General features: G+C 70.8%; 18 protein-coding genes. 6 read left to right on the forward strand and 12 right to left on the reverse strand.

What is annotated here, in order from left to right; all coding sequences use genetic code 11:
- Positions 1 to 48: 48 nt before the first annotated feature.
- Positions 49 to 612 (reverse strand): TetR/AcrR family transcriptional regulator, encoded by a 564-nt coding sequence (locus FBY23_RS23005; RefSeq protein WP_260806514.1) that lies wholly within the window; start codon positions 610 to 612, stop codon positions 49 to 51.
- Between the two features lie 131 nt (positions 613 to 743).
- On the opposite strand from FBY23_RS23005, the gene FBY23_RS23010 reads away from it, so the two are divergent.
- The gene (locus FBY23_RS23010) at positions 744 to 2,150 is read left to right on the forward strand and encodes an MFS transporter (protein ID WP_260806515.1); all 1,407 of its coding nucleotides are present in this window, start codon (positions 744 to 746) and stop codon (positions 2,148 to 2,150) included.
- Between the two features lie 160 nt (positions 2,151 to 2,310).
- On the opposite strand, the gene phoU is transcribed toward FBY23_RS23010, so the two are convergent.
- Positions 2,311 to 2,964, reverse strand: a complete 654-nt coding sequence (gene phoU / locus FBY23_RS23015; protein WP_141800267.1) for a phosphate signaling complex protein PhoU — start codon at positions 2,962 to 2,964, stop codon at positions 2,311 to 2,313.
- A 122-nt stretch (positions 2,965 to 3,086) separates the two neighbouring features.
- On the opposite strand from phoU, the gene FBY23_RS23020 reads away from it, so the two are divergent.
- From FBY23_RS23020 to FBY23_RS23030, 3 genes are read left to right on the forward strand one after another with little or no spacing between them, the layout of a single operon-like run.
- Complete coding sequence (locus FBY23_RS23020; RefSeq protein WP_222117920.1) at positions 3,087 to 4,295, forward strand: cell wall metabolism sensor histidine kinase WalK; 1,209 nt, start codon at positions 3,087 to 3,089, stop codon at positions 4,293 to 4,295.
- The gene (locus FBY23_RS23025) at positions 4,292 to 4,969 is read left to right on the forward strand and encodes a response regulator transcription factor (RefSeq protein WP_141004123.1); all 678 of its coding nucleotides are present in this window, start codon (positions 4,292 to 4,294) and stop codon (positions 4,967 to 4,969) included. The genes FBY23_RS23020 and FBY23_RS23025 overlap by 4 nt, the downstream gene beginning before the upstream one ends.
- A gap of 43 nt (positions 4,970 to 5,012) precedes the next feature.
- The gene (locus FBY23_RS23030; RefSeq protein ID WP_141800268.1) at positions 5,013 to 5,954 is read left to right on the forward strand and encodes a DMT family transporter; all 942 of its coding nucleotides are present in this window, start codon (positions 5,013 to 5,015) and stop codon (positions 5,952 to 5,954) included.
- A 28-nt stretch (positions 5,955 to 5,982) separates the two neighbouring features.
- On the opposite strand, the gene FBY23_RS23035 is transcribed toward FBY23_RS23030, so the two are convergent.
- The 10 genes from FBY23_RS23035 to FBY23_RS23080 form a co-directional block, all read right to left on the reverse strand.
- Positions 5,983 to 7,260, reverse strand: a complete 1,278-nt coding sequence (locus FBY23_RS23035) for a Glu/Leu/Phe/Val dehydrogenase (RefSeq protein WP_222117921.1) — start codon at positions 7,258 to 7,260, stop codon at positions 5,983 to 5,985.
- Entirely contained in the window at positions 7,257 to 8,099 is an 843-nt protein-coding gene (locus FBY23_RS23040; RefSeq protein ID WP_141800269.1) for a carbon-nitrogen hydrolase family protein, read from the reverse strand. The genes FBY23_RS23035 and FBY23_RS23040 overlap by 4 nt, the downstream gene beginning before the upstream one ends.
- A gap of 31 nt (positions 8,100 to 8,130) precedes the next feature.
- On the reverse strand, positions 8,131 to 9,141 hold the full coding sequence (locus tag FBY23_RS23045) for an LLM class flavin-dependent oxidoreductase (RefSeq protein WP_141800270.1): 1,011 nt from the start codon (positions 9,139 to 9,141) through the stop codon (positions 8,131 to 8,133).
- A gap of 92 nt (positions 9,142 to 9,233) precedes the next feature.
- Complete coding sequence (locus tag FBY23_RS23050) at positions 9,234 to 10,844, reverse strand: thiamine pyrophosphate-binding protein (protein ID WP_141800271.1); 1,611 nt, start codon at positions 10,842 to 10,844, stop codon at positions 9,234 to 9,236.
- A 106-nt stretch (positions 10,845 to 10,950) separates the two neighbouring features.
- Positions 10,951 to 12,309: an aminotransferase class III-fold pyridoxal phosphate-dependent enzyme gene (locus tag FBY23_RS23055; RefSeq protein WP_141800272.1), complete on the reverse strand. Its 1,359-nt coding sequence runs from the start codon at positions 12,307 to 12,309 to the stop codon at positions 10,951 to 10,953.
- Between the two features lie 5 nt (positions 12,310 to 12,314).
- Positions 12,315 to 12,878 (reverse strand): amino acid synthesis family protein, encoded by a 564-nt coding sequence (locus FBY23_RS23060; protein ID WP_222117922.1) that lies wholly within the window; start codon positions 12,876 to 12,878, stop codon positions 12,315 to 12,317.
- Positions 12,879 to 13,084: 206 nt separating this feature from the next.
- The gene (locus FBY23_RS23065; RefSeq protein WP_141800273.1) at positions 13,085 to 13,870 is read right to left on the reverse strand and encodes an IclR family transcriptional regulator; all 786 of its coding nucleotides are present in this window, start codon (positions 13,868 to 13,870) and stop codon (positions 13,085 to 13,087) included.
- 94 nt (positions 13,871 to 13,964) lie between these two features.
- The gene (locus FBY23_RS23070) at positions 13,965 to 14,840 is read right to left on the reverse strand and encodes an ABC transporter permease (protein ID WP_141800274.1); all 876 of its coding nucleotides are present in this window, start codon (positions 14,838 to 14,840) and stop codon (positions 13,965 to 13,967) included.
- Position 14,841: 1 nt separating this feature from the next.
- Positions 14,842 to 15,762, reverse strand: coding sequence for an ABC transporter permease (locus FBY23_RS23075; protein ID WP_141800275.1), 921 nt, complete (start codon positions 15,760 to 15,762; stop codon positions 14,842 to 14,844).
- A 27-nt stretch (positions 15,763 to 15,789) separates the two neighbouring features.
- Positions 15,790 to 16,599 (reverse strand): enoyl-CoA hydratase/isomerase family protein, encoded by an 810-nt coding sequence (locus FBY23_RS23080; RefSeq protein WP_160158342.1) that lies wholly within the window; start codon positions 16,597 to 16,599, stop codon positions 15,790 to 15,792.
- A 267-nt stretch (positions 16,600 to 16,866) separates the two neighbouring features.
- Here FBY23_RS23080 and FBY23_RS23085 point away from each other — a divergent pair, with 267 nt between their 5' ends.
- Together FBY23_RS23085 and FBY23_RS23090 are read left to right on the forward strand one after the other, a co-directional pair.
- Positions 16,867 to 18,225 carry a dihydroorotase family protein gene (locus tag FBY23_RS23085; protein ID WP_141800277.1) on the forward strand — a complete coding sequence of 453 codons (1,359 nt, stop codon included), beginning with the start codon at positions 16,867 to 16,869 and terminating at the stop codon, positions 18,223 to 18,225.
- 59 nt (positions 18,226 to 18,284) lie between these two features.
- Positions 18,285 to 19,187 (forward strand): carbon-nitrogen hydrolase family protein, encoded by a 903-nt coding sequence (locus FBY23_RS23090; RefSeq protein WP_141800278.1) that lies wholly within the window; start codon positions 18,285 to 18,287, stop codon positions 19,185 to 19,187.
- The last annotated feature ends 5 nt before the right edge of the window (positions 19,188 to 19,192 follow it).

Genomic DNA, 19,192 nt, shown 5'->3' on the forward strand with positions numbered 1-19,192 from the left:
TCCTCGTCCAACCGCGAGTTTCACCGGTCGGCCGGTGAAACTGGCTTCTCAGCCCGCCAGCACCCCGTCCGCGACGACGGCGAGCATCGAGCGCGCGGCCGCCGGGTCGAGCTCGCTGTTGTCGACGACCGCGGCGACCCCGCCGACCAGCCGGCACAGCTGCAGCGCGTCGACGTCACCGCGCAGCGCACCCTCCGCACCCAGCGCGTCGATGACCCGCTGGTTGGCGTTGAGGTAGGTGCGGCACTTCGCGGCGAAGGGTGAGCCCTCGTCGCCCAGCGCGCTGGTGATCCGCCAGGCGGCGCCCTTGTGGCGGGTGAGGAACTCGACGTACGCGTCGAACCAGGCGAGCATCCGTTCGCGGGCGCTGCCCTCGCCGGCGAGCGCCTTCTCGGCGGCCGCGTTCACGGTCTCGACCCACGCCTGGATGGCGGCGTCGTAGAGAGCCTCCTTGGTCGGGAAGTGGCGGTAGAGCGTCCCGACGCCGACCCCGGCGGTCTTGGCGACCTCGTCCATCGAGACGGCGTCGTAGCCCTTCTCGCGGAACAGCTGGCGGGCGATGTCCGCTATCCGCTCACGGTTGCGTACGGCGTCGGCGCGCACTCGGGTCACCTTTTCCCTTGCTAAACGGAGACACCCTCCGTATCGTTGAGGACTAACCGGAGTCATCCTCCGCTAAAGAGTACCTCGGCCTCACCCGCCAGAACAGGACATCACCCTTGTCTTCCTCCACGCTCACTCCCGTGGCACCCCGGGCAACCGCCCGGACCACCACCTCCGCGGGCATCTTCATCGTGCTGCTCGCCCAGCTCATGCTGGTCCTCGACTCCGCCGTCATGAACGTCGGACTGCCCCACATCGCCAGCGACCTCCACTTCGGCGCCGCGTCGCTGTCGTGGGTCCTCAACGGCTACGCGCTCGCCTTCGGCGGTCTGCTGCTCCTCGGCGGACGGCTCGGCGACGTCTTCGGCCGCCTCTCGGTCTTCTGGATCGGGCTGGCGGTGTTCACCGTCTTCTCGCTGCTCGGCGGCCTGGCCACCGAGCCCTGGATGCTCGTCACCGCCCGCGCCCTCCAGGGCGTCGGGGCCGCGATCGCCGCTCCGTCGGTGCTCGCCCTGATCACCACGACGGCCCGCGACGAGGCCGCCCGCAACCGCGCCCTCGCGCTCTTCACAGCCGTCTCCTCCGGCGGCGCCGCGCTCGGCATGCTGCTCGGCGGCGTCCTCACCGACGTGCTCAACTGGCGCTGGACGCTGTTCATCAACGTGCCGATCGGCCTCGCGGTCCTGGCGACCGTACGCCGCCACGTCGCCGACACGCCCCGCCGTCCCGGCCGGTTCGACGTGGTCGGCGCGATCACCTCGACCGGCGCGGCGGCCACGCTGGTCTGGACACTCATCAAGGCGCCCGAGCACGGCTGGCTCTCCGCCCCGACCCTCCTCGGCCTGGCCCTGGCCGTCGGCCTCGCCGTCGCCCTGGTCGTCACCGAGCGGCGCCACAGCCACCCGCTCCTCCGCCTGGGCCTGCTGCGCAGCCGGACCCGGGTCGCCACCCTGGTCACCATGGCGGCGCTGTACGGCGGCATGCTCGCCACGTTCTTCCTGATGGTCCAGTACTTCGAGGAGGACCTCGGCTACGGCCCGCTGCAGACCGGGTTCGCGTTCCTGCCGATCCCGCTGAGCGTGTTCACGATGTCGCGGATCACGCCGCGCCTGGTGGCCCGCTTCTCGCAGCCGCCGATCATCGTCGCAGGCGCGGTCGGCGTACTCACCAGCTTCGTGCTGCTCAACCGGATCGACGCCTCGACCAGCTACTGGACCGGTGTCTTCCCGGCCCTGCTGGCGATGGGCCTGAGCATGGGCGGCAGCTTCATGCCGATCACCTCGCTGGCCCTGCAGGGCGTCGAGCCCGAGCACGCCGGCTCGGCCTCGGGCCTGCTGCAGACCATGCAGCAGCTCGGCGGTGCGGTCGGCCTGGCCGTCATCGCGTCGGTGTACGCCTCCCACGGCGTACCCGGCGACTTCCTCGCCGGTGCCCACGCCGGCTTCGCGGCGGCCTCGGTGATCGCGGCGCTCGGACTGGTGAGCGCGGCGACGATGCTCGCCCGGCCGCGGGCGGTCGTGGCGGAGCGCCGACCCGTCGCGAACTAGCCCGGAAATTCAGCCGACCCGGCAGAAAGTGTCTTCACGGAGAGGACACTTTCTGCCGGGTCGGCGCGATTTTCGAGCCCGTCCGAGCCGGGTCGGCGCGATTTTCGAGCCTCTTCGGGCCGGGTCGGCGCGATCTCGGAGCCCGTTCGAGCCGGGTCGGTCAGGCGGCAGGAGCGGGGTGGTGGCCGGTCACGACGAAGATCACCCGGTTGGCGACCGAGACGGCGTGGTCGGCGATCCGCTCGTAGTAGCGGCCGAGCAGGGCGATGTCGACCGCGGCCTCGACGCCGTGGGTCCACTCCTCGCCGAGCAGCTCGGTGAAGCTGCGGCGGCGCAGCTGGTCCATCTCCTCGTCGTCGCGGCCCAGCGCGATGGCGGCCTCGACGTCGCGCCCCGAGATCACCTCGGTGACTCGGCCGACCATGTCCTCGGCGACCTCGGCCATCCGGGCCATGGTCGGGCGGACCTCCTCGGGTACGGCGACGTCCGGGACCCGCAGGCGGGCGATCTTGGCGACGTGGACGGACAGGTCGCCCATCCGCTCCAGCTCGCCGACCATGCGCAGCGCGGCCACCACGGTGCGCAGGTCACCGGCGACCGGCTGCTGCAGGGAGAGCAGCGCGAAGCAGGAGTCCTCGACCCTCTCGCGGGCACGGTCGATCTCCGCATCCTGGCTGATCACGGTCTCGGCGATCGAGGAGTTGCCGGTCATCAGGGCCTCGGTGGCCTCGCCGACGGCGGTCTGGACGCGGCGGGAGATTCCGGCGAGGTCGTCGAAGATCGCGTCGAGCTGGTCGGTGTAGGCATCACGCATGGGCCCGAGCGTACGGAGCCGAGGTGTCCGGCAAGCGTGGTGCGGTGAACGCGGGATGAACATCGCGAAGCACGACCTCGCTGATTCGGAACCCGGTGCTGCGCTCGCCGTACGATCGAGGCGTGGATCCGACGACGCAGGCCTTCCTGGCCGCGCTCCTCGGCGCCCTCGTGGCGGGCGGGGCCATGCTGGCATGGCACCTCAGCGACCGCCAGCAACGTGTCTACCAGGCCCCCGAGGAGCCGCTGCTGCCCGACAGCGTTGCGGCGGTGCTCTCGGTGCTGCGCAGCAGCGCGGTCGTCGTCGACGAGTCCGACGCCGTCGTGAAGGCGTCGGCGCCGGCGTACGCCATGGGCTTCGTGCGCGGCACCACCCTGCTCTCCGACGAGCTCGGCGGCCTGATTCGTCAGGTACGACGCGACGGACAGATCCGCGAGACCGAGCTGATCGTGCCGCGGGCGACCGGCACGCCGCGCCACGTCACCGCGCGCGTGGCGCCGCTGGGCTCGCGCCTGGTGCTGGCCCTGGTCGAGGACCGCACCCGCGAGCGCCAGGTCGACGCCGTACGACGTGACTTCGTGGCCAACGTGAGCCACGAGCTGAAGACGCCGGTCGGCGCGATGCGCCTGCTCGCCGAGGCGGTGCAGGACGCGTCCGACGACCCCGAGGCGGTCTACCGGTTCGCGTCGCGGATGCTCACCGAGAGCGACCGCCTCTCGCGGCTGATCCAACAGATCATCGAGCTCTCGAGACTGCAGGGCGACGAGCCGCTCGACTCGCCGGTACCCGTCTCGATCGACGACGTGGTCGCCTCCGCGGTCGACTTCGTCGACATGAACGCCAACGCCAAGGACATCCAGCTCATCGCCGAGGGCGAGGAGGGGCTCAAGGTCCTCGGCAGCGAGAAGCAGGTCGGCGCCGCCGTCTCCAACCTGGTGGCGAACGCCGTGGCCTACTCCGAGCCCAACTCCCGCGTCGTGGTGACCCGCAAGCGGGTCGGGCCCAACGTGGAGATCTCTGTCATCGACCAGGGCATCGGCATCCCCGAGGCCGAGGTCGAGCGCATCTTCGAGCGGTTCTACCGGGTCGACCCCGCACGACACCGCTCGACCGGCGGCACCGGCCTGGGGCTGTCGATCGTCAAGCACGTGGCCGCCACCCACGGCGGCGAGGTGCGCGTGTGGTCGGTGGAGGGGCAGGGCTCGACCTTCACCCTCACGCTGCCGCAGCACGCGCACCACGACGCGGAGGGGCCGTACCTGCGGCTGGCACCGCTCGCGTCCACCCCGGAATCGCCGGGCGGACGCACGAATGATCAGGAGGACGCATGACCCGGGTACTTGTCGTCGAGGACGAGGAGAGCTACAGCGACGCGCTCGCCTACCTGCTCCGCAAGGAGGGGTTCGAGGTCGCGATCGCTGCCGACGGCAACGAGGCGCTCAAGGAGTTCGACCGCAACGGCGCCGACATCGTGCTGCTCGACCTGATGCTTCCGGGCATCCCCGGCACCGAGGTGTGCCGCACCATCCGGCAGACGTCGAACGTGCCGGTGATCATGGTCAGCGCCAAGGACGACGAGGTCGACAAGGTGGTCGGGCTCGAGCTGGGCGCCGACGACTACGTCACCAAGCCGTACTCCCCCCGCGAGCTGGTCGCCCGGATCCGCGCGGTCCTGCGCCGCGGCATCGGCGACGAGCTGCTGCCCGACACCCTCGAGGCCGGGCCGGTCCGGATGGACGTCGAGCGCCACGTGGTCACCGTCGACGGCACCGAGCAGCGGCTGCCGCTCAAGGAGTTCGAGCTGCTCGAGATGTTCCTGCGCAACCCGGGCCGGGTGCTCACCCGCGGCCAGCTGATCGACCGGGTCTGGGGCTCCGACTACGTCGGCGACACCAAGACCCTCGACGTGCACGTCAAGCGGCTGCGCGCCAAGCTGGAGCCGGAGCCGAGCGAGCCGAAGTTCCTCGTCACGGTCCGCGGCCTGGGCTACAAGTTCGACGTCTGAAAACTCGCGCGACCTGCGGGCTCCCGTCCTCTACGGTGGGCAGGTGCCCGACGCCCCGACCGAGACCGGTGACGCCAGCCTGCTTCCCCTCGCCGCGGTCGGGGTGACGCTGGTGCTGTGGGCCAGCGCGTTCGTCGGAATCCGGCATCTCGCCCGCGACTTCTCGGCGGGGCCGCTGTCGCTCGGCCGGCTGGCGGCCGGTGCGCTCGCACTCGCCCCGGTCGCGCTGGCGCAGGGCCTGCCTTGCCCGACCCGCCGGCAGTGGGTCTCCATCGTGACGATCGGCGTGCTCTGGTTCGGGATCTACAACCTCTCCCTCAACGCCGGCGAGCAGCGTGTCGACGCCGGGACGGCCTCGATGCTGCTCCAGGTCTCGCCCGTCCTCATCGCCGTCCTGGCCGCGATGTTCCTCGGCGAGCGGTTCACCGCCCAGCTCGCCGCCGGGCTCGCCCTGGCGTTCTCCGGCGTCGTCGTGATCGGCCTGTCCACCTCGGGCGGCGACAACACCGGCGACCTGCTCGGTGTCGTGCTGTGCCTGGTGCCCGCGGCGGCGTACTCCGTCAGCGTGATCCTCCAGAAGCCGCTCGTCGCCGAGCTCTCCGCCGTCCACGTCACCTGGCTGGCGTGCACCGTCGGCGTGGTGACCTGCCTGCCGTGGGCGGGTCGGCTGGTCACCGAGGTCGGCGACGCACCGGTGTCGTCCACGCTGTGGCTGGTCTACCTCGGGGTGTTCCCGACGGCGATCGCGTTCACGACCTACGCCTACGCGCTGCGGCACATGACCGCCTCGGCGCTCGGTGTGACGACCTACCTGGTTCCGCCGCTGACGATCGTGATGGGGCTGGTGTTCCTCGACGAGGTCCCGCCGGTGGTGGCGTACGCCGGCGGCGTGCTCGCGCTGCTCGGCGTCGGGGTCGCTCGCCGGGCACCGGCACGCAAGGCCGTCGTCGCCCCGGCGGTCCCGGGCCAGGACCCCGTGGTCTGAGGGGCCGGAGCCGGTCTCGCTCCCTGACTCAGGGGTACAGCCCGCGCCGCCGGTGGGCCTGGGCGACCGCCTCGACCGCCAGGCAGGTGGCGGCCGAGCGCAGCGACAGGTCGCGCGCGGCGGCGTAGTGCCGCACCCGCTCCCACGCGCCGAGCATCCGTTCGCGCAGCCGGGCCTCGACGTCGTCCTCGCTCCACCAGTAGGCCTGGTTGGCCTGCACCCACTCGAAGTAGGAGACGACCACGCCGCCGGCGTTCGCCAGGATGTCCGGTACGACGAGCCGCCCGGCCGCCTCGAGGATCCGGTCGGCCTCGGGCGTGGTGGGACCGTTGGCACCCTCGACGATCACGGCGGCCCGCACCCGCGCCGCGTTGTCGGCGCGGATCACGCACTCCACGGCGGCCGGCACGAGCAGCTCGACGTCCTCCTCGACGAGCAGCTCCCCGTCGAGCGGCTCGGCGCCCGGGAAGCCGACGACCGTTCCGGTCAGGTCGACGTGGTCCTCGAGAGCCGCGATGTCGAGGCCGCCGGCGGAGCGGATCGCGCCGTACTGGTCGGACACGACGGTGACGGCGACCCCGGCCTCGGTGAGGAAGCGGGCCGCTCCGCGACCGACCTTGCCGAAGCCCTGGACCGCGGCGCGCGATGCGCCGGCGACCAGTCCCCGCTCGGCGAGCGCGGCCAGCGCGACGTGCACCACGCCACGCGAGGTGGCGCTCGCCCGGCCGAGGGAGCCGCCCAGCGAGATCGGCTTGCCGGTCACGACACCCAGCACCGTGTGGCCGCAGCTGACCGAGTAGGAGTCCATGATCCACGCCATGGTCTGCTCGTCGGTGCCGACGTCGGGAGCCGGGATGTCCTGCTCCGGCCCGATGATCGGCATGATCTCGCTGGTGTAGCGACGGGTGACGCGCTCGAGCTCGCTCGTCGAGTAGAGCCGGGGGTCGATCCGGACTCCGCCCTTCGCGCCGCCGTACGGGACGTCGAGCAGGGCGCACTTCCAGGTCATCCACATGGCCAGCGCGCGCACCTCGTCGAGGTCCACGTCGGGACTGAAGCGCAGCCCGCCCTTGGCCGGCCCACGCGAGAGGCTGTGCTGGACGCGGTGCCCGGTGAGCACCTCCACCGTGCCGTCGTCGCGGCGCAGCGGGACGCTCACGGTCATCTCGCGCCGCGCGGTCGCGAGCATGTCGTAGAGGTGGTCCTCGTAGCCGAGGACGTCGATCGCCGCGCGCAGCCGGCTATGGGCATCGGCCAGCGGGTCGGCGGCCTCCGCCACCGTGGGCGCAGGACCGACCGTGGTCACGACCGCTCCGTGGGAGCCGTCTGGCTGCCGCTCACGCGGCCGTAGAGCTCGGGACGGCGATCGCGCAGGAAGGGCCGGCGGCGGCGGATCTCGTCGACCTGGGCCAGGTCGACCTCGGCGATCGCGAGCCCGTCGGCGTCGTCGGGTGCCGTCGCGAGGACCTCGCCGTTGGGGCCGTAGACGGCGGAGAGGCCGAAGTACTCCTTGACTCCCTCGATGCCGTGCCGGTTGGCGCAGACGACGAACATCGAGTTGAACACCGCGTGCGCGCGCAGCTCGAGCTGGAAGACCTCCTTCATCGGCGCACTGGCCGAGGCGACCGGGACGCACAACACCGAGCCGCCGTCGAGGGCGACCGTGCGGCTCAGCTCGGGGAAGTGCCGCTCGTAGCAGATCACCGTCCCGACCCGGGTCTTTCCCGTGTCGACGACCTCCGGCGGGGTCTCACCGGGACGGAAGTAGAACTTCTCCGGGAAGCCGTTGGAGAATGGCAGATGGGACTTCCGGTAGACCGAGCGCCGCTCTCCGTCGACATAGGTGCAGGCGGTGTTGTGGTAGATGCCGGGAACCGCACTGGCCTCGAACACCGAGGACACCACGGTGATCCCGTGGCGTCGGGACGCCTCGGCGGCCATCGTGTTCGAGGGCCCATCGAGCCCCTCGGCGTGGGCGAAGTAGTCCGGGTCGGGCTCGGGCTGCACGAACGGCACCGCGAACATCTCGGGCAGCAGGACGATGTGGGCGCCCTGGGCGGCGGCGTCGTCCACGAGAGCCCGCGCCCGGCTGATGGTCTCCGACCGGTCGGCGCCGGCCTTGAGCTGGACTGCGGCGAGCTTCATCGCGAGGTTTCTCCCGTCGGGGGTCGAGACGTCAGGCCCGCGCGGCCTGGGCGAGGCGGGTGAGCGTGCGCTCCTTGTCACCCAGGGTGGAGATGATCGGACAGCGCACGCCCGCTTCGTGGTAGGAGACGAGCTTCTCGAAGGCCTGGTCAGTCGTGCCGCAAGCCGTCACGTTCTGCACCAGCTCGTTGGGCACGAGCGCCATCGCCTTCTTGATCTGCTCGGGCGTGGCCGGCCAGCCGGCGATCTCCTGGAGCCGGTCGACCAGCTCGCGCTCGACGCCACAGTGCTCGGCGATATGCGGCTGCTGGCACAGGTAGAGGGTCAGGAACGCCTTGCAGGCGTCGATCGCCTCCTGCGGGTCGTCGTCGTTGACGCTGCAGGACACGATCTGGGTGAGGTCGATCGAGGTACGTCCGTCGGTCCGCTTCGCCAGGCCGCGGTCGATCGCTGCCACCGCCTCCTCCATGTACGACGGCGGCAACAGGAAGTCCATGTGCACGCCGTCCGCGATCTCGCCGGCGAGCTCGAGCATCCTGGGCCCGACCGCCCCGATGTAGATCGGTACGTCGACCGGCCGGTTCTCCCGGTACATCGAGTCGAAGCGCACCCCGCGCATCTGCACGAACTCGCCCTCGAACTCGACGAGCTCGTTGCGGAAGAACGCCTGGCACACGCCGATGTACTCCCGCATCGCCTTGATCGGCTTGGTGACCGGCTGGCCCACCTTGGTCGCCAGCGGCTCCCACCAGGCGCCGATGCCGAGGATGGCGCGGCCCGGAGCGACCTCGTCGAGGGTCTTGAAGGTGACCGCCATCAGCGCGGCGTTCCGGCTCTTGTTGTTGAGGACGCCGGTGCCGATCTTCACGTTCTCGGTGCGGCTGGCGATGATCGCCGCGGGGACGATCCCGTCCCGCGACAGCCGTCCCTCGGCGACCCACACCGACTCGAAGCCGTTCTCGTCCGCGACCCGCGCCTGCCAGTAGGTCTGCTCGAGGCTGAGCCGCTCACCGACGTGGATTCCCAAGGGCAGCGATGTCATGGTCAATCCTCCAATCGTGGTTCGTTAGTTGAACCATTGGTTCGTAATATGGTGGTCTGCGCACTATCTGTCAACACCCTCGGGCGGCCGGCTCAGCCGGGCTCGACCACGTCGACGTCGGGATCGCAGCGCACGTCCAACAGCAGCGGTCCGGCGCCGTCGGCGCCGAGACCCGCCACCGGCGCGGCCAGGGCCTCCAGCTCCGCGCGGGTGCGCACAGTCGCGGCGCGGGCACCCAACGCCCGGGCCACCTCGGCGAGGTCCGGCCACTCCCGCCGGGCCGGCGCCGGGTCCTCGCCGTCGAGGCTCAGGTGCCGGTACTCCATGCCGTAGGCGCCGTCATTGCAGACCACCACCAGCAGCGGGAGGCCGAGCCGGACAGCCGTCGCGAGCTCCATCAGGTTCATCACGGCGCCCCCGTCGCCGAGCACGGCCACAGTGGGACGCCCGGCGCCGACGGCCGCACCGAGCGCCGTGCCGAGACCGAGTCCGATGGAGGCGAAGCAGCAGGTGTGGGCGAAGCGCTCCGGGCTACCGACCGAAAGCAGCCGCCACGGCGCGTAGACGAAGCGCCCGGTGTCGGTGACCACCACCCGCTCCGCGGGCAGTACGCGGTCCAGCCAGCGCATCACCGGTCGCGGGTCCAAGGTGTCCGGGCCGTCCGCTCCAGCGACCGGAGACTCGGCCGCCGCGCGCAGCAGCTGGTCGAGGTCGCCGCGGTGCCCGGTGGCGGGCTGGTGCCCCGCGGCCGTGAGCTGCTCGCGCATCGCCACCACCGTCCGGCGTACGTCGCCCACCAGGCCGACCTCGGCAGCTGTCGATATCCGGGTCGGGTCCTGGTCCACCTGGATGACGGGGCAGCCGCGCAGCAGCGCGCCATCGACCGTGGTGTAGCGGTTGAGGCCGGCCCCGAGCACCAGCAGGCAATCCGCCGCCTGCGCGGTCTCCAGCGCGACCTCGGTCGCCAGGGTTCCGATGACGCCGAGGTCGAGCGACTCCCCCGCGAACAGGCCCTTCCCGAGCAGCGTGGTCCCGAGGGGCGCTCCGAGGGTCCGGCCGAGGGCGCGGATCTCCTCCCGCGCGTCCAGCGCTCCCCGCCCGGCGAGCACGACCGGGCGCCGGGCGCCGGCCAGGACGCCGAGCGCCCGGTCGAGCTCATCCTCGTCCGGCACACCCGGCCGGGGTGGCGGGACGAGGCGTACGGGCGGACCGTCGGGGACCTCGATCCGCTGGAGGGGCACCGGCAGGTCGAGGACGACGGGCCGGCACTCCCCCTGCGCCCGGTGGACCGCCCGGGCCACGTCGGCGGCGGCGTCCGCCGCGGCACCGACCCGCAGGTAGCCGGCCCCGGCGAGTGCCGCCAGCCCGCGCAGGTCGAAGCGCTGCAGGTGGTCGTCACGAGGAGGGGTGTCGCCGGTGAGCAGCAGGAGCGGCGTCCGGGCCCGCACCGCTTCAGTCAGGGCGGTCAGCGCATTGGTCGCACCGGGTCCGTGCGTGACCGACGCGACGCCGAGCCGGCGTCCGATCCGGGCGTAGCCGTCGGCCATGCTGACGGCCGCGCCCTCGGTCGTGGCGGCGACCACGACGCCGCCGAGCCGGCCGAAGCCGATGAGGGGACGCAGGTTGCCCTCGCCCATGAGGCCGAAGATCCGCTCGACGCCGAGCTCTCGCAGCGCCAGGGCGACCCGCTCGTGCGCCTGCACGCTCACCCCTGGCTCGCGGCGGCGGCGCGGACGTCGTGGCCCACGGTGGATCCTTCCTGGTCGGTCGGCCGCCCGGCCGACGACCGGGCAGCCTCGAAGCGCTCGCTCAGGACGTGCCGGCGGCGTCCGCGTGCACCAGTACGTCGTCGAGGATGTCGAGCGCGAGGTCGATGTCCTCGGCGCCGATCACCAGCGGCGGTGTCAGGCGCACCACGTTGTTGTTGGCCGACAGGTAGAGACCGCGCTTCTTCGCGGCGGCCACCACGGCCTGCATCGGCGCACCGGCCTCACCGACCGGGTTGAACGGCACCAACGGCTCGCGGGTGGCCCGGTCCCGGACCAGCTCGAGGCCCTGGAACAGCCCTAGCCCGCGCACCTCGCCGATGGAGGGGTGCCGCTCGGCCAGCTGGTGCAGGCCGGCGTTCAGCCGGCCGCCCATCTCACGAGCGTTCTCGATGATCCGCTCCTCACGCATCGCCTCGATCGAGGCGACGCCGCTCGCGCAGGCCAGCGGGTGGCCGGCGTAGGTCAGCCCGCCCCAGAACTTGTTGCTCATCAGCCAGTCCGAGATGCGCTCGCTCACGGTCATCGCGCCCAGCGGCACGTAGCCCGAGTTGAGGCCCTTGGCCGTGATCAAGATGTCAGGCGTGACGTCCCAGTGGTCGCAGGCGAACCACTCGCCGGTGCGCCCGAACCCGGCCATCACCTCGTCGAAGATCAACATGATGCCGTAGCGGTCGCACACCTCCCGGATCGACTGGAGGTAGCCCGGCGGCGGCGGCAGGATGCCATTGGTGCCGGTGACGGTCTCGAGGATCACCGCGGCCACCGTGCTCGGGTTCTCGTACTGGAGGATCTCCTCCAGGTGGGGCGCTCCCGAGCAGACCGGGCACGGGTCGGGGTGTCCGGCCGGGCACCGGTAGGTGTAGGGGTCGAACATCCGCACCACCCCGGTGGGCCCGGGCTCGGCGTACCAGCGACGGGGGTCGCCGGTCAGCGCGATGGCGCCGGCCGTCGCGCCGTGATAGCTGCGGTAGCGCGCGACCACCTTCTGCCGTCCGGTGACGTGCCGGGCGAGCCGGATCGCGTTCTCGTTGGCCGCCGCGCCACCGGTGGTGAAGAAGGACATCTTCAGGTCCCCCGGCGTCACCTCCGCCATCAGCTCGGCGAGCTGGGCCCGCGAGCGCTCGGCGTAGTTGGGCCCGATGTAGCACATCTCGGCTGCCTTGGACCGGATCGCCTCGACGATCCGGGGGTGCTGGTGGCCCAGGTTCATGTTGACCAGCTGGGACTGGAAGTCCAGGTAGCGGTTGCCCGCGTGGTCCCAGAACCACGCACCCTCGCCCCCGGCGATCGGCGTCGCGTTGACGGCGCTCTGGTTGGACCAGGAGTGGATCACGTACGCCTTGTCCGCGGCGCGGATCCGCTCAGCGTCCCAGGTGGTGGCCACCTCGCTCGTCGTCATGGTCGTCAGCTCGCCGCGGTCTCGGCACCGAAGGTCGCGAGGCGGGACAGCGGACGACCCGAACTGGCGGCGACGCAGCCGACGAGGATCTCGTTCGGCAGCGGGGCGCCGGGCACCTGCAGCGTCACCGTCTGGTGGTGCGAGCGGGTCTTCGCGTCGGTCTTGTGCTTGAGGGGTACGTCGATCGGGGCGCCGGGCAGGCCGACCTTCTCCGCCGCCGGCAGCAGCTCGGTGCCCTCGGCCGCGTTGCGGAACACGTTGCCGAAGCGCAGGTTGTGGATGAGCGCCGAGCCGTGCTCCACCTCACCGCCGATGCCGACGAGCGCGACCTTGCCGAACGCCTCGACGGGAGCCCCGAGGAGCTCGACGCAGGCCGGACCGGTGAGCTGTCCGATCTCCTCGGCGATCTCGTCGGCGAGGGTCACCAGGTCCTGGACGTATCCGGCGCCGTACGGGTTCTCGATCACGATCCCGACGAAGGCCAGCCGGTGGGCGGGCGACACGTCCTGCCCGTTCTCCCGCTCGGTCACCTCCAGGTGCCGGATCGTCTTCCGCACCTTCATCGTCATCTCTTCACCTCTCGCCTATTGGTTCGTTAGTCGAACCGATGGTCCAGATACTGACGATGCGGCGAGGGCTTGTCAAGTGACTTCGCGGACACGCCGCGGATACCTCGGCGATACCTCCCACACCGCCCACGCGACGCCTCGACCGCGTCCGGGCGCGCGAACGCGGCCCGGCCGGTTCGCCGGCGGGCCGCGGTCGGATCAGGGCGCTAGACGCGCAGGTCGGTGGGCAGCTGCAGGTCGGTGTAGGTCAGCAGCTCGCCCAGCTTGCGGGAGGCCTCCAGCAGGCGGGGCGACACCTCGGTCACCCATTCAGGGGTCAGCCGGAAGCTCGGGCCGCCGATCCACACGGCGTACGGGTAGCTGTCACCGACCCGCACCGGCGCGGCGACGGACGTCGCGCCCTCCTCCAGCTCGTCGCGGGAATGCGCGTAGCCGCGCTCCCGGATCGCCTGGAGCATGGCCACGAACGCGTCGGCGCCGCCGAGAGACGCCGGACCGTGGCGGTCGATGTCCTCGACGTACTCGTCGAGCTTGGCCTTGTCGAGCATGGCCAGCAGGACCTTGCCGGTCGACGTCGACCAGACCGGCTGGGTCCGCGGCACCGGCTTCATGGTCTGCCCGATCAGCCGCGGACCGGCGACCTGGGCCACGACCATGACGTTCGGCGGGTGCAGCACGTCGAAGCCGCAGGTCTCCTGAGTGTCGGCCGCGAGGTCCGCCAGCACCTGGCGCATGTGGCGGTAGCCACCGTTGCTGTCGAGGAATCCTCCGACGATCGAGAGCAGGCCGAGAGACACCTTGTAGCGGCGCGTGTCGGGGTCGAGGGTCAGCCAGCTCTCCCTCTCGAGGACGCTGAGCACGCGGTAGCAGGTCGCCTTCGGGATGCCCGACTCCCGCGCGATCTCGCTGAGCCCGACGCCGTTCGGGTGAGCGGCGACGGCCCGCAGGACCCAGATCGTGCGGCGCACGAGTCCCGATTCGTTGGCTGCCATGAGGTCCCTCCATGGTGATGTCGGCCGAACACTAGCGCAGGTGAGCCAACGTGCCGCCCGATCGGCAGCTTCGAACAGCACGTCGTCATCGGCATCACCGCAGGGTCGGATCGAAGGTGTCGCGCAGGCCGTCGCCGACCAGGTTGAGGCTCAGCACGGTGATCAGGATCGCGACACCGGGGAACACGCTGATGTGCGGCGCGGAGGCGACGTACTGCCGTCCACTGGCCAGCATCGCGCCCCATTCCGGGCTCGGCGGCTGCGCGCCCAGGCCCAGGAAGCTGAGCGAGGAGATGCCCACGATCGCCAGCGCCAGGCCCACGGTGGTGATCACGATGATCGGCGCGTTGATGTTGGGCAGCACATGTCGCCACGCGATCCATGGCCCGCGTACGCCGGAGGCATGGGCGGCCTCGATGTACTCCTTGCTCATCACCTCGAGGGTCGCGCCGCGCACCACCCTGGCGTACTGCGGGATGTAGGTGATCCCGATCGCGATGGCGGCGTTGCGCAGGCTGGGGCCGGCGACGGCGACCACCAGGATCGCGAGGAGGAAGTAGGGGAAGGACAGCACCAGGTCCATCGTCCGCATCAGCAGGCTGTCGGCGACCCCGCCGCGATAGCCGGCAAGCACGCCGATCAGGGTGCCGACGACGCCGCTCAGCGCGACCGAGCCGACCGCGGCGAGCAGCGTCGAGCGGGCGCCGATCATGATCCGGCTCAGGATGTCGCGCCCGAACTCGTCGCGGCCCAGCCAGGCGTCGCTGCTCGGCCCGGCCCGGCGCAGGTCGAGGTGCTGGGTGGCCGGGTCGTGCGGGGCGATCCAGGGGGCGAGCACCGCGGCGAGCACCAGCAGGCCCAGGACCAGCAGGCCCACGACCGCGGCGCGGTTGCGCGCGAAGGTGTGCCAGGTCTCGGACCAGCGCGTCGGTTCCGCCGTCGGCACGCTGACGTTCGTTGCCTGCGTCATCTCACAGTCCCCTCTGCCTCGGGTCGACCCACTTGTAGAGCACGTCGACAGCCAGGTTGAGCAACACGAACACGACGGTGCCCAACAGCACCGCGCCGCGGACGATCGGGTAGTCGCGGCCCTCGATCGCGGTGACCATCAGCCGGCCCATGCCCGGGATGCCGAAGATCGTCTCGGTGAGCACCGCTCCGCCGATCAGGGCTCCGAACTGGAGGCCGATGACAGTCAGCACCGGCCCCAGCGCGTTCTTCAGCGCGTACTTCAGCACGACGGTGCGCTCGGGCATCCCCGCAGCCCGGGCGGTGCGGACGTAGTCGCTGCCCAGCACCTCCAGCATGCTGGAGCGGGTCAGCCGGGTGATCACCGCCAGCGGGTAGGTGCTCAGCGCCAGGGCCGGCAGCACCAGGTGGCCGTAGGTGCCCCAGCCGAAGGCGGGGAAGATCGAGACCTTCACCGAGAACGCGATGATGAGCAGGATCGCGAGCCAGAACACCGGCATCGAGACCAGCGCGAGGACGCCGACGCGGACCACGTTGTCGATCCACGAGTACTGCTTGACCGCGGTCAGGATGCCGACGCCGACGCCGACCGTCACGGCGAGCAGCATCGCGGTGAGCGCGAGCGTCGCGCTGACAGAGGCGGTGCGGCCGAGCTCGGAGGCGACGTCCCGGCCGCTGCGGTAGGACTCGCCGAGGTCGCCGCCCAGTGCGTCGCCCACGAACGACAGGTACTGGACGACGATCGAGCGGTCCAGCCCCAGCTCGTGGTTGAGCCGCGCGACCTCGTCGGGCGTCGCGTTCTGTCCGAGCAGCAGGGTCGTGGGGTCGCCCGGCGCCAGCGAGAGGGCGACGAACACGACGAACGCGATGACGAGCAGCAGCGGCACGAGCTGCGCGACGCGCTTGCAGATGTAGAGAGCCATGGCTCCTCCTGTCCGGGACTCGGTCGATCAGCTCGTCTGGTACGGCGTGTCGCGGGCCGCGAGGAAGGCCCGGAAGCCGTCCTTGGCCCGGATCTCCCGCAGCCGGTCTCGCTCGGGCAGCCCGGTCGAGTCGAGCACGAGGGTGTCGGCGAAGCGGTGCCCCATCTGCAGGCCCTTGAAGCCCTGGGTGTCGAGCATCATCCGCACCGACCGCTTGACCGACTGCAGGGTCAGCAGCGGCGCGTTCGCGATCCGGTGCGCCAGGGCCAGCGCCTCGCGGTCGACCGCGTCGTCGGCGACCACGCGGTTGACCAGGCCCAGGCGGTAGGCCTCATCCGCGTCCACGGAGTCACCGGTGAGGTACATGTGGTTCATCAGCTTGAAGTGCGTGAGCCACGGCAGGAGCAGCAGCGGCGACAGCGTGCCGTGCCGGATCTCCGGCTCGCCGAAGGAGGCCGAGCGGCCGCAGATGGTCAGGTCGCCGATCAGCGCGAGATTGCAGCCCGCGGCCAGCGCGACGCCCTTGACGGCCGTGATCAGCGGCTTGTCGAGGTACCACAGCCGCTCGATCATGCGCGCGTTGCGCTGAGCGATCGCGTCGACCTCCATCGTGGAGGTCGGCGCCGGGTCGTTGACCAGGTCGACGCCCGAGGAGAAGGCACGTTCGCCATCGGCGGCGAGGACGACGACCTTGACCGCCGGGTCCGACTCGACGTCCTCGATGGCGCGGTTGAGCTCGATGACCGTCTGCCGACGCAACGCGTTCAATGCGGACGGACGTGCCAGAGTGATCACCGCGACCTGGTCGTCACGCTCCACCCGGATGTCCTCGAACACTGGCTCCACCGTTCCGCTCTGGTTCGATCATCGAACCGTCGATTCGTTTTGGCTCAATGAACGCCACCGCGGACTCCGCTGTCAAGGGTTTGGGCGGACCGAGAAGCCTCTTCGCGCTCCCCGGGCGGGATTCCGGCCATGCCGACCTCGACGGATCGCCCTGAACTCATTGACACACCCCTGGCCTATTGGTTCACTGACTGACACTAGTAGTTCAGTCAGTGAACCGATACCTGGGCTCTCGGCCGGGGAGGAAGGGCGCAGCGCATGGAGTTCGACATCGCCATCACGGGAGCCGAGCTGGTCGACCCGCAGTGGGGTCAGCGAAAGGCTACGCTCGCCATCCGCGACGGGCGGATCGCGGGGTGGATCGATCCGGCGGTCCCCGTCGAGGCCCGCGAGGTGATCGACGCGAGCGGGCAGGTCGTCCTCCCCGGCGTGATCGACCCGCACACCCACTTCGGTTACGCGCAGTCCTTCCAGGCCGACGTCGCGAGCGAGACCCGCTCCGCCGCGCTCGGCGGGGTGACCTCGATCCTGTCCTTCTACCGGCAGTACCAGGGTCTGGCCCCCGCGCCGTACGACGAGCTGCCCGAGCTCGCGGCGGCGATCGACCAGTCGGCGCACGTCGACGTGGGCCTCCACTTCGGCATGCTGGCCGAGACCCAGGTCGACGAGATCGAGAAGTACGCCGGCCAGGGCGTCACGTCCCACAAGTTCTACATGGCCTACCGCGGCCCCGACGGCGCGACGGTCGGCATGGTCAACGAGTGCGACGACGGCCTTCTCCTCGAGGGCCTGGCGAAGGTCGCCGCCATCGACGGCGTCGCCTGCATCCACGCGGAGAACACCGACATCGTCAACCGGTCGATGCGCCAGGTCCGGGAGGCGGGCGAGCAGGGTCTGCGCGCCTGGTCGAACGCCCGACCCGCCTTCGCCGAGGCCGAGAACATCCGCCGGGTCGCCTTCCTCGCCGACCACGTGGACGCGACGATCTACCTGGTCCACATCGGCTCGCGCGAGTCCCTCGACGCCGCCCGGTACGTGCGCGACAGCGGCAGCCGGGCATGGGTGGAGACCTGCCCCCACTACCTGACGCACACCTACGACAGCCCGGTCGGCTCGCTCGCGAAGATCAACCCGCCGGTGCGCAGCTCCGACGACGTCGAGGCCCTGTGGCAGGGCCTCATCGACGGCTCGGTCGACACCGTCGGCACCGACCACTGCGCCGTACCGCGGGAGAAGAAGGAGGCCGACATCTGGTCAGCAGCCGCCGGCTTCCCGGGCATGGCGACCACCCTCCCGGTCCTGCTCTCCGAGGGCTACCACCGCCGTGGCATGACCTTGCAGCGGGTCGCCCAGGTCCTGTCGGGCAACGCCGCGTCGATCTTCGGCATGGCGCAGAAGGGCACGCTGCGCCCCGGCGCCGACGCGGACGTGGTGATCTGCGACCTCGGCCTGGAGCGCACCGTCCGCCACGAGCAGCTGGGCAGCCTGTGCGACTACAGCATCCTCGACGGCCGGAGCCTGCGCGGCTGGCCGGTCCGCACGCTGGTCCGCGGCGTCACCGTCGCCCTCGACGGCAAGGTCGTCGGCGAGCCGACCGGCGCGTTCATCCATCGCTGATCCGCTTCCCGCGGACGGCGCCCCACCCTGATGAGGAAGAAGAAGAGGTAGTCCCACCAATGAAGGCAAAGGTACTGCTGATCCAGAACGGACCGGCGACCACGGACCCCCAGAAGAACGTCGACGACAACCTGGCCCTGGTGGCCGAGGCCACCAAGGACTTCAAGCCCGACTTCGTCCTGTTCAGCGAGCTCTCGAGCACCCAGTACTTCTGCGGCTACAACACCCCCGAGCACTTCCAGCTCGCCGAGCCCATCGACGGTCCGTCGGTCCGCCGCCACCAGGAGCTCGCCAAGGAGCTCGGGGCCTACGTCATCTTCCCGTTCTACGAGAAGGGTGAGGTCAAGGGCGAGTTCTACAACAGTGCGGCCGTCATCGACCGCGAGGGCAATCTGATTCCCGGCGACCTGCCCGACGGGCGCCAGGTGCGGGTCTACCGCAAGAACCACATCCCCGACCAGTGGTCCTACTCCCCCGGCCTCAACGAGCGGTACTACTTCAAGGAGGGCCCGGGCCTGGCGACCTTCAAGACGGAGTACGGCAAGATCTCGATCCTCATCTGCTACGAGCGCTCCTTCCCGGAGGCGTGGCGGGTCCTGGCCCTGCAGGGTTCGAAGATCATGTTCGTGCCGGTCGCCGCCTGGGGTCCGAACCGGGCCGACTCCTGGGGCGGAGAGCTGCGCACCGCCGCCATCCAGAACGGCCTGTTCGTGGTCGCCTCCAACAAGGGCGGACTCGAGGAGACCGAGGGGCCGCGTCACATGTTCGGCGCCAGCCGGATCTTCTCGCCGATGGGCGAGGAGCTGGCCGCCGGCCCGTCCGGAGAGGGTCCGTTCGTGCTCACGGCCGAGCTCGACCTGGACCAGGTCGACCAGCATGGCGTGCGGTACACCTTCTTCCGCGACCGCCGTCCCGAGCTCTACGGCACGCTGAGTGACGACGTCGCTCGCGGCGTCCTCTGAGGCCG

Origin of the sequence: Nocardioides sp. SLBN-35 (genome assembly GCF_006715725.1) — a bacterium.
GTDB lineage: Bacteria > Actinomycetota > Actinomycetes > Propionibacteriales > Nocardioidaceae > Nocardioides.

What these genes read in the sequence shown, in the direction of transcription:
- phoU (WP_141800267.1), bottom strand. Translation starts at nt 2,964, where the DNA reads ATGCGTGATGCCTACACCGACCAGCTCGACGCGATCTTCGACGACCTC.
- FBY23_RS23025 (WP_141004123.1), top strand. Translation starts at nt 4,292, where the DNA reads ATGACCCGGGTACTTGTCGTCGAGGACGAGGAGAGCTACAGCGACGCG.
- FBY23_RS23040 (WP_141800269.1), bottom strand. Translation starts at nt 8,099, where the DNA reads ATGAAGCTCGCCGCAGTCCAGCTCAAGGCCGGCGCCGACCGGTCGGAG.
- FBY23_RS23045 (WP_141800270.1), bottom strand. Translation starts at nt 9,141, where the DNA reads ATGACATCGCTGCCCTTGGGAATCCACGTCGGTGAGCGGCTCAGCCTC.
- FBY23_RS23055 (WP_141800272.1), bottom strand. Translation starts at nt 12,309, where the DNA reads ATGACGACGAGCGAGGTGGCCACCACCTGGGACGCTGAGCGGATCCGC.
- FBY23_RS23060 (WP_222117922.1), bottom strand. Translation starts at nt 12,878, where the DNA reads ATGACGATGAAGGTGCGGAAGACGATCCGGCACCTGGAGGTGACCGAG.
- FBY23_RS23065 (WP_141800273.1), bottom strand. Translation starts at nt 13,870, where the DNA reads ATGGCAGCCAACGAATCGGGACTCGTGCGCCGCACGATCTGGGTCCTG.
- FBY23_RS23070 (WP_141800274.1), bottom strand. Translation starts at nt 14,840, where the DNA reads ATGACGCAGGCAACGAACGTCAGCGTGCCGACGGCGGAACCGACGCGC.
- FBY23_RS23075 (WP_141800275.1), bottom strand. Translation starts at nt 15,762, where the DNA reads ATGGCTCTCTACATCTGCAAGCGCGTCGCGCAGCTCGTGCCGCTGCTG.
- FBY23_RS23085 (WP_141800277.1), top strand. Translation starts at nt 16,867, where the DNA reads ATGGAGTTCGACATCGCCATCACGGGAGCCGAGCTGGTCGACCCGCAG.
- FBY23_RS23090 (WP_141800278.1), top strand. Translation starts at nt 18,285, where the DNA reads ATGAAGGCAAAGGTACTGCTGATCCAGAACGGACCGGCGACCACGGAC.